The 14,338-nt window shown below is 66.3% G+C and carries 14 protein-coding genes; 6 read left to right on the top strand and 8 right to left on the bottom strand.

The window, feature by feature from the left end; translation table 11 throughout:
• Positions 1–124: 124 nt before the first annotated feature.
• The 4 genes from ACZ7SW_RS12965 to ACZ7SW_RS12950 all read left to right on the top strand — a co-directional run bounded on the left by ACZ7SW_RS12965 (position 125) and on the right by ACZ7SW_RS12950 (position 3,699).
• Positions 125–628, top strand: a complete 504-nt coding sequence (locus ACZ7SW_RS12965; protein WP_470230586.1) for a hypothetical protein — start codon at positions 125–127, stop codon at positions 626–628.
• A gap of 104 nt (positions 629–732) precedes the next feature.
• On the top strand, positions 733–1,776 hold the full coding sequence (locus ACZ7SW_RS12960) for an MBL fold metallo-hydrolase (protein WP_470230585.1): 1,044 nt from the start codon (positions 733–735) through the stop codon (positions 1,774–1,776).
• Between the two features lie 52 nt (positions 1,777–1,828).
• Positions 1,829–2,272: a GNAT family N-acetyltransferase gene (locus tag ACZ7SW_RS12955; protein WP_470230949.1), complete on the top strand. Its 444-nt coding sequence runs from the start codon at positions 1,829–1,831 to the stop codon at positions 2,270–2,272.
• A gap of 152 nt (positions 2,273–2,424) precedes the next feature.
• The gene (locus tag ACZ7SW_RS12950) at positions 2,425–3,699 is read left to right on the top strand and encodes a DUF222 domain-containing protein (protein WP_470230584.1); all 1,275 of its coding nucleotides are present in this window, start codon (positions 2,425–2,427) and stop codon (positions 3,697–3,699) included.
• Positions 3,700–3,704: 5 nt separating this feature from the next.
• Here the strand turns inward: ACZ7SW_RS12950 and mnmA are convergent, their stop codons facing one another.
• The 3 genes from mnmA to ACZ7SW_RS12935 form a co-directional block, all read right to left on the bottom strand.
• Entirely contained in the window at positions 3,705–4,799 is a 1,095-nt protein-coding gene (mnmA, locus tag ACZ7SW_RS12945) for a tRNA 2-thiouridine(34) synthase MnmA (protein WP_470230948.1), read from the bottom strand.
• A 4-nt stretch (positions 4,800–4,803) separates the two neighbouring features.
• Positions 4,804–6,000, bottom strand: a complete 1,197-nt coding sequence (locus ACZ7SW_RS12940; protein ID WP_470230583.1) for a cysteine desulfurase family protein — start codon at positions 5,998–6,000, stop codon at positions 4,804–4,806.
• Between the two features lie 64 nt (positions 6,001–6,064).
• Positions 6,065–7,429 carry an MFS transporter gene (locus tag ACZ7SW_RS12935; protein WP_470230582.1) on the bottom strand — a complete coding sequence of 455 codons (1,365 nt, stop codon included), beginning with the start codon at positions 7,427–7,429 and terminating at the stop codon, positions 6,065–6,067.
• 439 nt (positions 7,430–7,868) lie between these two features.
• Here ACZ7SW_RS12935 and ACZ7SW_RS12930 point away from each other — a divergent pair, with 439 nt between their 5' ends.
• Positions 7,869–8,774 carry an NADP-dependent oxidoreductase gene (locus ACZ7SW_RS12930; RefSeq protein ID WP_470230581.1) on the top strand — a complete coding sequence of 302 codons (906 nt, stop codon included), beginning with the start codon at positions 7,869–7,871 and terminating at the stop codon, positions 8,772–8,774.
• A 426-nt stretch (positions 8,775–9,200) separates the two neighbouring features.
• Here the strand turns inward: ACZ7SW_RS12930 and ACZ7SW_RS12925 are convergent, their stop codons facing one another.
• The 4 genes from ACZ7SW_RS12925 to ACZ7SW_RS12910 all read right to left on the bottom strand — a co-directional run bounded on the left by ACZ7SW_RS12925 (position 9,201) and on the right by ACZ7SW_RS12910 (position 12,814).
• The gene (locus ACZ7SW_RS12925; protein ID WP_470230580.1) at positions 9,201–10,085 is read right to left on the bottom strand and encodes a lysophospholipid acyltransferase family protein; all 885 of its coding nucleotides are present in this window, start codon (positions 10,083–10,085) and stop codon (positions 9,201–9,203) included.
• Positions 10,082–10,864 (bottom strand): GNAT family N-acetyltransferase, encoded by a 783-nt coding sequence (locus ACZ7SW_RS12920; protein WP_470230579.1) that lies wholly within the window; start codon positions 10,862–10,864, stop codon positions 10,082–10,084. The genes ACZ7SW_RS12925 and ACZ7SW_RS12920 overlap by 4 nt, the downstream gene beginning before the upstream one ends.
• 176 nt (positions 10,865–11,040) lie before the next feature.
• The gene (locus ACZ7SW_RS12915; protein WP_116198804.1) at positions 11,041–12,000 is read right to left on the bottom strand and encodes an electron transfer flavoprotein subunit alpha/FixB family protein; all 960 of its coding nucleotides are present in this window, start codon (positions 11,998–12,000) and stop codon (positions 11,041–11,043) included.
• 28 nt (positions 12,001–12,028) lie between these two features.
• A complete protein-coding gene (locus ACZ7SW_RS12910) occupies positions 12,029–12,814 on the bottom strand; it encodes an electron transfer flavoprotein subunit beta/FixA family protein (RefSeq protein WP_116198805.1) in 786 nt (261 codons plus the stop codon).
• Between the two features lie 243 nt (positions 12,815–13,057).
• Between ACZ7SW_RS12910 and ACZ7SW_RS12905 the strand changes: the two genes are divergently transcribed.
• Positions 13,058–13,897 (top strand): DegV family protein, encoded by an 840-nt coding sequence (locus ACZ7SW_RS12905; protein ID WP_470230578.1) that lies wholly within the window; start codon positions 13,058–13,060, stop codon positions 13,895–13,897.
• Here ACZ7SW_RS12905 and ACZ7SW_RS12900 read toward each other — a convergent pair.
• Positions 13,875–14,306 (bottom strand): hypothetical protein, encoded by a 432-nt coding sequence (locus tag ACZ7SW_RS12900; RefSeq protein WP_470230577.1) that lies wholly within the window; start codon positions 14,304–14,306, stop codon positions 13,875–13,877. The two genes, ACZ7SW_RS12905 and ACZ7SW_RS12900, sit on opposite strands and share 23 nt — an antisense overlap.
• Positions 14,307–14,338: the final 32 nt, after the last annotated feature.

Here is a 14,338-nt window from a genome sequence, read left to right as displayed (position 1 = left end):
CACTATGCCCGGAGCACCGTACCGCCGGGCTTCAGGCCGCTCTTTTGAGCGGACTCTCTTCACCGAGGCGGTCCTTTACGTCAGCCGGGAGGCAAGGCCGACTGCCGCCGGCCAGGAGTACGGCGTGTTCGACCGCCAGGGCCTCCGCATTGGCGGAGTTGCTGTCACCACCCCCAGCTTCCTGCGCAAAATCATTCAGCTCCTGTGGAAATCTGACCAGTACGTCAGCCTCAGGTTCGAGGTCCGCGACGCGAATCAGAGCACTGTCCTCAAGGTGGAGAAACCATCGAAGGACCCGCTGGCCCGCTTCGTGGTCACCCGCGCGGACGGGACGCCGATCGGCGAAATCATCCCGACCAACGCAGGCAGCGTCCGTTTCACGCTGCGTGCCGAAAGCAAGGCAATCGCCAGGGTCGTCGCCAGTGGCAGGCACCGATGGGAAGTCACCGTCGAGGACCCGGCCGGCACCGAAGTCGCCCACGTCGGACACCCGTCGCCAGAGCCTTCGCCGATCAGCGGCAACGCCTGTCTCGTTGAGATCCCGCTGCAGGTCCCCGAGCCGCTGGCCAGCGTACTCGTCGCGACAACGTTGACCATCGACATCGCGCTCACCGCACAACGCGGCTGACCACGTGACCGGCGTCTCAGCGCCGCCAGGTGGACAGCGACCGGAATACGGCCCAATGTAAGGAAAGTCCGGGACGCCGAGGTCCCGCCTGGACGGAGGTCGCCGTGGAGCCGTTGCCCGAAGGCAGTAACTCGAACTGGGCCGATCCCGGGGTCTACGAAGTGGCCTCGGGCGTCTACCGGATCCCCTTGCCGCTGCCGAATGACGCCTTGCGCGCGGTCAACGTCTACGCAGTCACCGACGGCACGAACCTCGTGCTCGTCGACTCGGGGTGGGCCCTCACAGAATCTCGCCAGTTACTGGCCGACGCACTCAAGGCGATCGACGCCGAGCTCGGCGATGTTCGAGAGTTCCTCATCACCCATGTCCACCGGGACCACTACACGCAGGCAGTCGCGCTTCGGCGCGAGTTCGGCAACCGGATCGCCCTCGGCAAGCTCGAGCAGCCTTCTCTCGACGCGAGCGCCAACCCGAACCAGTTCCCCATGCAAGCCCAACTCGACCTCCTCCGCCTCAGCGGCGGACAAGAGGTCATCACGGCGCTCAGCAAGCTGTTCGGTTCGGAACCTCGCCACACCGAGGCGAATCTCTGGGAAGAGCCGGACGAATGGCTGACGCCCGGCCGGCGAGCAGTGCTGCCAGACCGTGAGTTCGACGTGGTCCACACCCCAGGACACACCAACGGGCATGTGGTTTTCGTAGACGGCGCAGCCAACCTTTTGTTCTCCGGCGACCACGTGCTCCCGCACATCACTCCGTCGATCGGCTTCCAGCCGGTTCCGGCTGAGTTGCCGCTGAACGACTATCTCGACTCCCTCCGTCTGGTTCGCGACATGCCGGACCGGCGCATGCTGCCGGCTCATGGCCCAGTCACCGACAGCGTGCATGCCCGGATCGACGAGCTTCTCGAACACCACCGGCAACGTCTCGAGACGATGGCAGCTCAGATCGAAGCCGGAACAAGCACCGCTTTTGAAGCTGCCAACCGCCTCGGCTGGACTCGCCGCGGCCGCAAACTGTCCGAAATGGACGCCTTCAATCAGATGCTCGCCGTCCTCGAGACTGGCGCGCACCTTGATCTCCTCGTCTCACAGAACAAGCTCGCAGCCGAAGACGTCGACGGCATTCGCCGCTACAAGGCCACGTAGCGGACAACCGTCCATTACACATCCGATGGAATACTGATCCGCCGTGCCTCCTATCACTGTCAGACGAGCTCGCCCCGACGATGTCGAAGCAATCGTCCAGATGCTTGCGGACGACCAACTTGGCGCGACCCGCGACTCGCCGGCCGACCTTGAGCCCTACCTGCAAGCGTTCAAAGCCATTGCTGCGGACCCAAATCAGCTGCTGGTCGTCGCAACATCAAACGATCGACCGATAGCCACACTTCAGCTCACGATCATCCCAGGCCTCGCACGGCGTGGGGCCCTTCGCGGGCAAATAGAAGCTGTGCGCGTACACCGCGAGCACCGCAGCTCGGGCTTGGGCGCACAGCTCGTGCAGTGGGCCATCAACGAATCGCGGCAACGTGGCTGCAACCTAGTCCAACTCACCTCGGACGCAACGAGGACAGCAGCGCACCGCTTCTACGAACGATTGGGCTTCGTCGCGAGTCACACGGGTTTCAAGCTGCATCTCTGATCACCTCCTTCACGCAGCTTCGGCCGTCCACGCGATCGATCACCCGCCATTCACCGTGCCAGAGTTGTCACGCAAAAGCCAAGCGATCGCACGATGGGTCCCTTCGTGCAATTTAGCTGACAGTGCTCGGGTCAATGCGTATCGTGACGATCATGAGCACGTCGAGCACTCCGGCGGACCACGCCGATCAGACCAACAAGACCACCGAAACCGCAGACCTCGCCTTCCTGCTTCGCACCATGCACGCGAACCTCGCTCTTTTCGATCGCCTGCAGGCAGACCAGCTGATGGCAGCCGTGAAGGACGCGAACCGCCAGATCGCCCGCTTGCAGGCGTTGCAGCTGCATTGCATGGCAGGCATACGAAGACGAAGATCAGACCCGCACGAGCTGGCGTGCGAGTTCGCGCTTGCCTTGCACATCACCGATACCCGAGCCGGAGCGATGATCGCCGCTGCCGAAGCTCTGGCCCAACGCCTGCCTCGGACCTTCCGGCTGATGGACGAGGGCAAGTTCGACCTTTATCGCGCCATGAAGGTCACCGACGGCACGAGCCAGCTGTCCGACCGCCATGCAAGAATGGTCGACTACCTGCTCGAACACCGGCTAGAGGACAAGAATCCAACCCAAGTCCGCAAGGCAACCGCTTACGCTGCAACGAAAATCGACCCAGACGGCGCGATGGACCGACTGGCTCAGCGGAAAGCCGAGCGCCGGGTCATCCTGCAGCATCAGAGCGAAGGCATCTCGCGGATCTCAGTCGACAACACCTCAACCGACAAAGCCACAGCGGCCTACCTCCGCGTCGACAAGATCGCTCGATCGCTCAAGACGGGCGATGAGAAGCGAACCCTCGACCAACTGCGAGCTGACGTCGCGATCGATCTCTTGCTCAGCGGCAAAGGCGGCGTGCCAGAGCAGACTGAGGTGTATCTCTATGTCGATCTGCAGACCTACCTGGGTCTCAACGACAATCCCGCCGAATTAGCCAGTCACGGTCATATCCCGGCCGCCCTCGCGCGCCATATCGCCACTGGACCCGACACAATCGTCCGTCGGGTCATCACTGACCCGCTGACCGGGCAAGTGATCGAGGTCGGCAAGTTCCGGTATCGGCCGAGCCTCGACGTGGACGAGTTCGTGCGGATCCGCGATCGTGAGTGCCGACAGCCCGGCTGCCCGCGGCCCGCACAGAACTGCCTGACGGAACCAACCGGGCCCGATTCCACGGACGCAGACTCGACGTTGAGCTACTGCCTACGTCACCGACGTCTTAAGAATCGCGCTGATTGGAGCTACGAGGTCCTGCAAGACGGGAAGCTCATCATCACGACACCGACCGGTGAGAAAGCTGAAAGCGCACCTCCGCCACTGCACGATCCCCAGCCCACGCCAGACCAACCTGAAGAGGAACGCCTAGGCGCATAAGGAGGTCAGCGCGTACCAGAGATCTTGGCGCTCCCGAGCACAAGGTCGCCCGCCTGGTCGTCTTGCCGATAAAGGACAACGACCTGGCCCGGAGCGACACCGCGCAACGGCTCGCGCAGTTGGATGGAGACTTGCCCGTCTTCATCCACTTCGGCGACCGCATCGGCGATGCCTCCGTGCGCACGAACCTGGACGGTGCACTCGGTCGGCCCGTCCAAGGCTCGTCCGCTCGGCCAGATCGCCCGGTCCGCGTCAATGGCCTGGACGCCGAGGTCCGCCGACGACCCGACCTTCACCGTGCCCGAAACAGGTTCGAGCGAAAGGACATACCGAGGTCGGCCGTCGGCGGCCGGCGCATCAATACCGAGGCCCTTCCGCTGGCCCACGGTGAATCCGTGCACGCCGGTGTGACGCCCGAGCACCGCACCGGTCTCCGCATCGACGAGTTCGCCGGGACGCTCGCCGAGCCGCTTCTCCAAGAATTTCTTGGTGTCGCCGTCCGGGATGAAGCAAATGTCGTGGCTGTCCGGCTTCCGTGCCACGGAAAGCCCGCGCTGCTCCGCCTCGGCACGCACGTCCGACTTCCAGGAGTCGCCCAGCGGAAACATCGCGTGGCGAAGCTGCTCTGGCTGCAGTGAAGCCAGCACGTACGACTGGTCCTTGCCTTCATCCGCGCTCCGGCGAAGTTCCAGCTCGCCGTCCACGGTCGCTAAGCGCGCATAGTGGCCGGTCGCAACAGCGTCGAAGCCAAGTGCGAGCGCCTTCTCAAGCAGCGCCTCGAACTTGATCTTCTCGTTGCACGTCACGCAAGGGTTCGGCGTGCGGCCGGCGGCGTACTCGCCGACGAACGTCTCAACGACTTCTTCGGTGAAGCGCTCCGCGAAATCCCAGATGTAGAACGGGATACCGAGGATGTCCGCGGCCCGGCGGGCGTCGTGTGAGTCCTCGATTGTGCAGCAGCCACGGGAACCCGTCCGCAGCGTGCCAGGTTGAGCCGAAAGCGCCAGGTGCACTCCGACGACGTCGTGGCCGGCGTCGACTGCTCGCGCAGCGGCGACGGCCGAGTCGACTCCTCCGCTCATTGCAGCCAATACCCGCATTGCTTTACACCTCTTGCTTCTGCGTCTGCTTGCGCATGCCGGCGAGACCTGCCTGTCGGGCGCGGGTGACGACGCCACCGATCTCCCGGGCCAGGGTATGCACGTCGTCCAGCGTCGACGTGTGGCCAAGCGAGAATCGGAGCGAGCCGCGAGCTGCGGCTGCATCTGCCCCCATTGCCAGGAGGACGTGACTTGGCTGCGCGACACCTGCGGTGCACGCCGAACCGGTGGAGCACTCGATGCCCTTGGCGTCCAAGAGCATCAGCAGGCTGTCGCCCGCGCAGCCGGGGAAAGTGAAGTGAGCGTGGCTCGGCAAACGCTCACCGTCTCGACCATTAAGAATCGCGTCCGGGACTTCGCGCAGGACCGCGGCGACGAGCTCGTCACGCAGCTTCTCGACCCGGGCGGCGTACTCCGCGCGACCGTTGATCGCCGATTGCACTGCAGCGGCGAAGCCGGCGATCGCTGGGACATCGAGAGTGCCCGAGCGAACGCTCCGTTCCTGGCCACCGCCGTGGAGGACCGGGACGCACGAGGTGTCGCGGTCGAGGAGAAGCGCGCCGACGCCATACGGGCCGCCAAGCTTGTGGCCGGTCAGCGTGAGTGCGGCTGCGCCGGAGGCGGTGAAGTCGACGGGAACTGCACCGACCGCCTGGACGGCATCGGTGTGCAGGGGGATCGCGTATTCGCTGCAGACCTCGGCGAGAGCGGCGACCGGATTGACGGTGCCGACCTCGTTGTTCGCCCACATCACCGTTGCCAAGGCAACCGTCTCCGGTGCCGAATCAATCGCGGCACGGAGCGTTTCGGGCGACACCCGGCCCTGGTCGTCTACCTCAAGCCAAGTGATCTCGGCACCGGAGTGCTGCTCCAGCCACTCGACCGTGTCGAGGACCGCGTGATGCTCGACCGTGCTGCAAAGGATGCGACGCCGGGCCGAGTACTCGCGGTTTCGAGCCCAGAAGATGCCCTTGACCGCGAGGTTGTCACTCTCCGTGCCACCGCCGGTGAAGATGACTTCCGACGGCCGCGCGCCCAAAGCGGCGGCGATCACTTCGCGTGCTTCCTCGACGGCCCGCCGAGCTCGCCGTCCAGAAGAATGCAGCGCGGAGGCGTTGCCCACGGTGGACAAAGCCTCAGTCATAGCCGCAATGGCTTCGGGCAGCATCGGAGTGGTTGCCGCGTGGTCGAGATAGGTCATCGCCCTATCAGGGTAGACCGATGCGGCCTGTGACGAAGCTCGCCCCAGGCCGCGGAGTGGCACGTCACACCTGTTTCGGCCACCTGCTCGTGAGCCGGACGCCGAGCAGCGCGAGCAAAACGAGGACGACACTGAGCAGTCCCATCGGGGCAGAAGGCTGGGCGGCGGAGGCTACGGCGGCCAGGAGCACCCCGCCGAGGCCGATGAGCAGCGCTGATCCAACCCAGTCGGCGAGCTGCATTGCGGACGTGTTGAACCCCCGCTCCCCCTCTGGCGAATAGCGCAGCAGGAGGACCGAGACGGCGGGCATCGCGATCCCCATCCCCGCGCCGCCGACTGCGCAGACAGCGAAGGCCACCCAGGCGGGGAACCACGGTTGGGCGACAAAGCCGAAGCCGACGAGACCCACCGCTACGAGAGCGAAGCCCGTGCGCAGCGATGCCTCCCGCGACCAGTCGAGGAAGCGGCCTTGGAGAGCCGATGCGGCGGACCAGCCAAGCGCGGTGATGGTCAGCGGCAGGCCAGCGAGAGCGGGACTGTAGCCGTGGACAGCGGTCATAGTCAGCGGGAGATACGCCTCCATGCCCGCATATGCGCCGGCGAGCAGCGCGCGAGAGGCGACCACGGTGGGCAATCCGGGACGAGAGGTCATGGTTCCGACAGGCAGGAGCTTGCGCAATGCGACGGCCAGCGCGACAAGACCCACCGCCCCGTAGGCGAGCGCGGCAGGCGATGGGTGTTGCGCAGCCCAGCTCAGGGCCGCGACTCCGAGCGCAGCAACAACAGCGGCGATGACGCCTGCGCGACGTCCAGCTTGCAGGGGTACATGGACGGGCAAACCGCGAGTGATCTTGCAGAGGAGGACAACTCCGATCCCGACCAGCGGAAGCAGCCCGAGGAAGACCCATCGCCAGCCCACTGTCACGGTCACCAATCCGGCGACGGACGGGCCGATGACCGCGGGGAGGACCCATGCAGCAGCGTTTGCCGCATAGATGACGGGACGTTCGCGGTCGGTGAACGTCAGGGCGATCAACAGCGAGACGGACACCAGTAGAAACCCCGAGCCGAAGCCCTGCAGCGCACGGCCGGCTAGGAGCATCGGCATCGTGGTGGCGACGCCTGCGACGGCCAGCCCGGCGGCGAATAGCGCCGGGCCCATCAGGAGGGCTGGTGCTGGCCCTCTGCGGTCGCCTAGTCGTCCGGACAAGACGGTGGCGACGACGCTGGCCACAAGGAACGTGGTGAATGGCCAGGAATAGAGGACGAACCCGTGAAGTTCGGCGACCAGCGTCGGCATCGCGGTGGCGACACCCATGTTTTCGAAGGCCACCAGCGTGACCACAAGCAACAGGCCGACGGTGACGAGGCGGTGTTCGCGACTCCAGAGGACGCTTCTTCGGGGCTGTGCTTCGACGGTCTGGCTCATGATCGCGAGCTTGCAACCTCCAGCACCCTGGAGGTCAAGCCGTCCGCCGGCCATTCGGGGTAGGCAGTGGAGCACCTCGCATCGGGATGGAATTCGAGGCACCGCGAGGAGGTTCCGCGGCTCAAGCTGGAGAAGCCGAATCTGCGGGCGCCCTGCGGATGCCGCGTCCGGGTAGTCGAGGGGCAGCCGGTGCAGGAGGTCGATGACGCCGGGTAGCTGCTGACGCCGTATTGGTCGCCTAGACCGATGAATCAGGGTTCTTATGTGCCACCGTTGGGCATTGTCTGCGTCACGACGGCCGGTCAGGCCAGGGTGATCGAGTGCGACAAGGCGAGGGTGTTGCCGTTTACTGGCGAATCGAGCGTGCGGTTCGGAATGCGCCGGATGCTGGTTGGCTTTAAGTAGGACGTACGGCGACCGAAGGAGAGTGCGAACCGAGATGCGAGCCATCACTTTCGCCGAATACGGCGGGCCCGAAGTGCTGCAACTGAAGGATGTTCCGACGCCAGAGCCCGGTCCGGGGCAGGTCCGGGTCGCCGTCCGGCGCGCGGGGATCAACCCGATCGACTGGAAGATTCGCTCGGGGGCGATGGCAGGCGGCGCGGCGCTCGAAGGTCCGCAGATCCCGGGGCTGGAGATCGCGGGAGTGGTCGACGCTGTGGGCGACGGCGCTGAATTCGCCGTCGGTGATGAGGTCTTCGGCTGGTCGGCGACCGGCGGCTACGCGGAGTTCGCGCTCGGCGGAACGATCGTCCGCAAGCCAGCCGACCTCTCCTGGGATGACGCGGCGGCGTTGCCGGTAGCTGGCGAAACCGCGCTGCGCGTGTTGCGTCTGCTCGACGTCAAAGCTGGAGAACTGTTGGTTGTCCACGGAGCGAGTGGTGCTGTCGGCCGGTTCGCGACACAGATCGCGGTCGCATTGGGCGCGACGGTGATCGGAACGGCTGGACAGCACAATCTCGATGAGGTGAAAGCGCTGGGCGCGATTCCAGTGCGTTACGGCGACGGGTGGCTAGAGCGGGTCCGCGCGGTGGCGGACCGGCCGGTCGACGCAGTGTTCGACGCGTCCGGACATGGTGTTTTGCCGGAGTCGGTCGAGCTGCGAGGGTCGAAGGAGCGCATCGTGACCATTGCCGACGGCGCTGCGTTCCAGCTCGGATTGCCTTTCTCCTCTGGCGGCAAGGATGAGCAGACGCACGAAGTGCTGAACGAGATCCTCGGGTATGTACACAATGGACTGCGGATTGCGCAGGGGAAGACCTTTCCGTTAGAGGAAGCGGCAGCTGCGCAGGAGGAGAGTCAGAACAGGCATCCTGGCGGGAAGCTGACTATTGCCGTTTCCTGACCACGATCGTCGGCTAGGCTGGACGATGGGGCGGCTTGGGCGATCTGGCAGGTGAGTGTCGCCGGTTTGCGGCAACTGCGGCAAGTGGCCATCGCCGCTCAGTGGCGAAAGGCTGAGCACGACGAGCGGGTCTAAGCGAGTGTCGCCACTCAGCGGCGACAAATGCGGGGCCGCGACAACGAGGTGTGCCGACGCAAGCGATTCGTCGCCGTTCGGCGGCGACGGATGGTGGGCGGCGGCTACCGGTGACGAGGCGGGCGGTCGTAGCCATCCGGCAACGAGGCGAGTCGGGCGGCTGTCGCCGTTGAGTGGCGAATGGGCTGACTGCGGCCGATCGAAGACCGATCTGCAGGAGCCGAAAGGCTGCGGCGAGGTGTCGCCAAAAAACGGCAACGCCTCGCCGCAGCCCCTTGACCAGGGAATTCGTTAGTGCACGGCCGGCTGGGAGGGAGCGCGACGCCCGACCAGAACCCGACGACGCTGTGGTGGGATGCGGACTGTGCCGAGGGCCGAGTGGACAGCGGCCTCAGCGAGAGCCGCCAGCGAACGGCGGTCTTCGGCGCGGCCGGGAGCGATCTCCGGGCACACGTGCACTTCCAGGACCAGACCGCGCAGCGCGGCGACCCGACGGAGGGAGGCGATGAGCGACTCCGGCCCGATGAACGCCGGTTGGCTGGTTTCGCGGCCGTCGGCGAGCCTGTAACGCAGGGCGATCGGCCGGACTGGGACACCGCCGTCGATCGCGGCTTGGAAAGTGGCCGTCGTGAAGCGGCCGGAAGCCAGGCCGCACCAGGTGGTGCCCTCGGGGGTGACGTTGACGAGCGCGCCGGCGCGGAGGCTGTCGGCCAGTTCGGACATGGTGCCAGGCAAAGTGCGCAAACGGTTGCGGTCCAGGAAGATGCTGCCGCCGCGGCGCACGAGCGTGCCCAGGATCGGCCAAGAGCCGATTTCGATCTTCGCGAGCGCGCGCATCGGACGCAGGGCGTTGATCGCGATGATGTCCAGCCACGAGATGTGGTTGTTCACCACGAGCGCACCACGACCGGCCGGAGCGGCGAGGAAGTCCGCACCGCCCACGACAGACATCCGCACGCCGAACGACCTCAGCACCGCCCGGAAAATCCGGCGCATCAAGCGTTCCCGGCTCCGGCCGCGAATCACCAGTAACGCCGGGGCGACCAGCAGGGCCGCGAAGACCACGGAAATCGCTGCGGTGAAACGCAAAACCCGCCGCGGCAGGCCGACCGTCGGCGCGCCCTCGGTGAGGCAGCCGTCACCGCAGGGCGACGTCGGCATCCAAGCGTGACTCATCCTTGCGCTCCGAGGAAGAACTTCAGATACCGCTCGTCGACCTGCTGCAGATCAAGGAGAACAAAGAAGTCCGCGACACCGAAGTCGGCGTCGAGAGCCGGCGGGCCGCATACTTTGGCGCCGAGCCGCACGTAACCCTTGATCAGCGGCGGAAGCATGGCCCGGTCGGGACGCGCGATCGCGCCCGGGTCCCATGGGTGCAACGGCGAGACGCGCAACGATTCGTCAGCGTGGTGCTTGGTGCGCAAGACATCCCAGACGCCCGCGGCGTAACTACCGCCGTCGTTCAGCCGGACTGAAGCGCAGCCGGCGAGGTAACGGTGTCCGGAAAGGAGCATGTAGCGCGCGATCCCTGCCCACACCAGGCTCACGACGGCCCCGCTGCGATGGTCGGGATGGACGCAGGACCGTCCGGTCTCGACCAAGGACGGCCGCAGCGCGGCGAGCGTCGTCAGGTCGAATTCGCTGTCGGAATAAAGCTTTCCGGCCTGCGCGGCGCGTTCCGGCGGAAGCATGCGGTAGCAGCCGACGATCTCGCCGGTGTTGTCGTCGCGGACCACGAGGTGGTCGCAGAATTCGTCGAAGTAGTCGACATCCCGGCCGGGCTCCGGGGAATGCAGTTCCGCCCCCATCTCCTCGGCGAAAACCCGGTATCGCAGTTTCTGTGCGGCGAGCACTTCATCGTTCCCGTTGGCGACCAGAAGCGAATACCGCGGCGCGCCTGCGGGAAGGTCGGCACCCGCCTGATCAGTACTGACGAGGAGCTGTGACGACGTCATGGTCAAGGTGCACCTGCCGGTAAGCGGCCTCGGAGAGTGCCAATCGATGACCGGTCAGTGCACGTTGAGTTAATTGCCGGTTCTCAGGTTCCTCTCAGGCAGACGAGAGGCTTCCGGAGAACGCGGAAGGCCGCCGCGTGGCGAGCACGCGACGGCCTTCCGGGCGAAAGAAAACTTCAGCCCTTGCGCTTGTCGACAGCCTCGGTCAGCTGCGGCGCGACGTTGAACAGGTCGCCCACCACACCGAAGTCGGCGATCTCGAAGATCGGAGCCTCGGCGTCCTTGTTGACCGCGATGATCGTCTTCGACGTCTGCATGCCGGCGCGGTGCTGGATCGCGCCGGAGATGCCGAGCGCGATGTACAGCTGCGGCGACACCGTCTTGCCGGTCTGGCCGACCTGGAACTGCGCCGGGTAGTAGCCGGAGTCGACAGCGGCACGGGACGCGCCGACAGCCGCGCCGAGCGAGTCGGCCAGCTTCTCGACGACGTCGAACTTCTCCGCCGAGCCGACGCCGCGGCCACCGGACACGACGATCGACGCCTCAGTCAGCTCCGGACGGTCGCCGCCGACAACCGGCTCGATGCCGGTGATCTTGGCGGCCTTCGCCGGGTCCTGCGCCGGAATCTCGACGGTCTCCTCGGCAGCCGCGCCATCGGCGGCCTCCGCCTCGACCGCGCCCGGGCGCACCGACACGACCGGCGCGCCCTTGGCGGCCTTGGCCTTCACCGAGAACGCGCCACCGAAGATGGACTGGTCCACGGTGCCGTCGGCGTTGACACCGACCGCGTCGTAGAGCAGACCGGAGCCCAGCCGCAGCGCGACCCGCGCGGCCACCTCCTTGCCCTCGGCGCTGGCGGCGACGAGCACCGCGGCCGGGGAGACCTGCTCGGCGAGCTTCGCGAGCACGTCGACCTTCGGGGTCACCAGGTAACCGGCAGCGTCGTCGCCCTCGGCGACGTACACCTTCGCCGCGCCGTGGCCGGCGAGCGCTTCCTTGGCCTTCGCCGCGGTGCCGGTCGGTCCCACCACGACGGCGGAGGGCTCGCCGAGGGCGCGCGCAGCGGTCAGCAGCTCGAGCGTGACCTTCTTGACATCACCGTCGACGTGGTCGACGAGGACGAGTACTTCAGCCATTTTCTGGAATCCTCCTCGAAACCGTGTCTCAGATGAGCTTCTGCGCGACCAGGTACTCGGCGACCTTCGAGCCGCCGTCGCCCTCGTCCTCGACCTTCTCGCCCGCGGTGCGCGGCGGCTTCGGCGAGGCCTCGACGACCGTCGACCACGCGTTGCCGAGACCGACCTCGCCCGCGTCGATGCCGAGGTCGGCGATGGTCAGCGTCTCGACCGGCTTCTTCTTCGCGGCCATGATGCCCTTGAACGACGGGTAGCGCGGCTCGTTGATCTTCTCGCTCACGCTCACCAGCGCCGGCAGGTTCGCCTCGAGGTGGGTGATGCCGTCTTCCGTCTCGCGGTCGGCCTTCACGGCGGACCCCTCGACGGTCAGCTGACGCACGTAGGTCAGCTGCGGCACGCCGAGCAGCTCGGCCAGGATCGCGGGCACGGCGGCACCGCGGCCGTCGGACGCCTCGTTGCCGGCCAGGATCAGGTCGTAACCCTCGACCTTGCCGACGGCGGCCGCGATGACCTTCGCGGTGGCGATCGCGTCGGAGCCGTGCAGCGCCTCGTCGGACACGTGGATGGCTTTGTCGGCGCCCATGGAGAGCGCCTTGCGGATCGCGTCGGTGGCGCGGTCCGGGCCGACCGAGATCACGGTGACTTCGCCCTCGCCGGCTTCCTTGATCTTGAGGGCCTCTTCGACGGCCTTCTCATTGATCTCGTCGAGCACGGCGTCGGCGGATTCGCGGTCAAGGGTGTTGTCGGAACCGGAGAGCTTCCGCTCCGAGTAGGTGTCCGGTACCTGCTTGACCAGGACAACGATGTTCGTCATGGGTCTTCTTCGACCTCCCGGTTGGGGCCGGCTCTCGGCCGCGGGACAGTGCTCTACTGAGCGGTAGATTAGGGCCAATTCCGCGACCGGACCCCTCGAGGTGACGGCATTCACCTGGATGAGCAATCTATTGGGACCATCGTCCTAGTAGTTGCCCGGTTAGCCCGTCCAGCGCGCCGCTCGCCCGATCGGAGCAACGGTCACTTACTCGCAGTAGGCCGTTAGGGGTTACGCTCCGGCACCATGTCCGCGCACATCGCCGTAGTCACCGACTCGACCTCGTGCCTGCCCGAGCAGCTCGCCGCTCAGTGGCGAATCAGTGTTGTCCAGGTCCAGCTGCACGTCGGCGACCAGACGGACGACGAGCACCGCTTCGACCGAGGCGAGCTCATCCAGACCATGAAGTCCGGCGCGGCCGTCACGACTTCGCCGCCCGATCCGGGCGCGTTTTTCTGGACCTACCAGGACGCGGCCTCCGCCGGTGCGTCCGCGATCGTGAGCCTGCACATCTCCGGACGGCTTTCGCAGACCGTCGAAGCCGCCCGCGAAGCCGCCCAGCAGGTCCGGATTCCGGTGCACATCCTCGACAGCGGGACAGCCAGCATGAGTCTCGGCTACGCGGCGGTGTCCGCCGCCCGCGTCGCCGGGGCAGGCGGACAGCTCGAGCGGGTCCTGGACGCCGCGGAACGGCGAGTCCGCAACTCGACCGAACTGATCTATGTGGACACGCTTGAGTACCTGCGGCGCTCGGGGCGGATCGGTGCCGCCCAGTCGATGCTCGGAAGTGCGTTCGCGATCAAGCCGCTGCTCACCGTCCGCAATGGGGAGGTGGGCCCGCTCGCCCGTGTTCCCGGCACTAAACGGGCGATGAACAGGCTCGTCGACCTGGCCGCGAAGGCGGCCGGCGACCAGCCGGTCGACCTCGCGGTGACCCGGTTCGGCTCCGACGAGAGCGAGGTCGTCCGGAAGTTGCGGGAGCGGGTGCCCGGCGCGGGCGAGATCGTGGTGGGCGACGCGAGCACCGTGATAGGCGCTCACGTCGGCCCGGGTGCGCTCAGCATCACGGTGTCGCCGTCGAACTGACCTCGATTCGCCGCCCCGGGACCAAAAGCACCACGAGCGGCAGCAGGACCGTGACCGCGAGCCCGCCGATGACGAGCACCTGGTCGAGCTGCGGATAGTGCCCGACGTGGCCCGCGTGGTAGATCAGGTGCGGCACGGCGAACAGCAGCGCCGCGACCGCCACCAGCCGCGCGACAGTTGTGGTGCCCATCACGGCAGCGCCGACCAGCATCGTGCCGAGCGCCAGGCTGAGGCCTCCGAAATCGATGAGGAAGTGCTCGTTGTAGGGCCCGTCCATGGAGACCCAGCCGTGCCGGAAACCGGGAAAGTCCTGGTAAAACCCCATCGGGTCGAGTAGCGGCCACAGCCCCTGCACCAGGGTGTAGAGACCGAGCAGGATCAGGAGAAGGCGCGTGATCGTCCGTTGCATACGGCTGGAACGAGACGGCTGCGCGAAACGTG

Source organism: Amycolatopsis sp. NPDC114484 (assembly GCF_055633755.1).
The sequence above is the reverse complement of the archived record's forward strand: the minus strand, read 5'-3'. Positions and strand labels throughout refer to the sequence as shown.

Bases quoted from the DNA above. Each gene is read 5' to 3' on its own strand.
- ACZ7SW_RS12935 (WP_470230582.1), bottom strand. From the start codon at position 7,429: ATGAGCCAGACCGTCGAAGCACAGCCCCGAAGAAGCGTCCTCTGGAGT.
- ACZ7SW_RS12920 (WP_470230579.1), bottom strand. From the start codon at position 10,864: ATGACGTCGTCACAGCTCCTCGTCAGTACTGATCAGGCGGGTGCCGAC.
- ACZ7SW_RS12940 (WP_470230583.1), bottom strand. From the start codon at position 6,000: ATGACCTATCTCGACCACGCGGCAACCACTCCGATGCTGCCCGAAGCC.
- ACZ7SW_RS12930 (WP_470230581.1), top strand. From the start codon at position 7,869: ATGCGAGCCATCACTTTCGCCGAATACGGCGGGCCCGAAGTGCTGCAA.
- mnmA (WP_470230948.1), bottom strand. From the start codon at position 4,799: ATGCGGGTATTGGCTGCAATGAGCGGAGGAGTCGACTCGGCCGTCGCC.
- ACZ7SW_RS12910 (WP_116198805.1), bottom strand. From the start codon at position 12,814: ATGACGAACATCGTTGTCCTGGTCAAGCAGGTACCGGACACCTACTCG.
- ACZ7SW_RS12900 (WP_470230577.1), bottom strand. From the start codon at position 14,306: ATGCAACGGACGATCACGCGCCTTCTCCTGATCCTGCTCGGTCTCTAC.
- ACZ7SW_RS12925 (WP_470230580.1), bottom strand. From the start codon at position 10,085: ATGAGTCACGCTTGGATGCCGACGTCGCCCTGCGGTGACGGCTGCCTC.
- ACZ7SW_RS12915 (WP_116198804.1), bottom strand. From the start codon at position 12,000: ATGGCTGAAGTACTCGTCCTCGTCGACCACGTCGACGGTGATGTCAAG.
- ACZ7SW_RS12950 (WP_470230584.1), top strand. From the start codon at position 2,425: ATGAGCACGTCGAGCACTCCGGCGGACCACGCCGATCAGACCAACAAG.
- ACZ7SW_RS12905 (WP_470230578.1), top strand. From the start codon at position 13,058: ATGTCCGCGCACATCGCCGTAGTCACCGACTCGACCTCGTGCCTGCCC.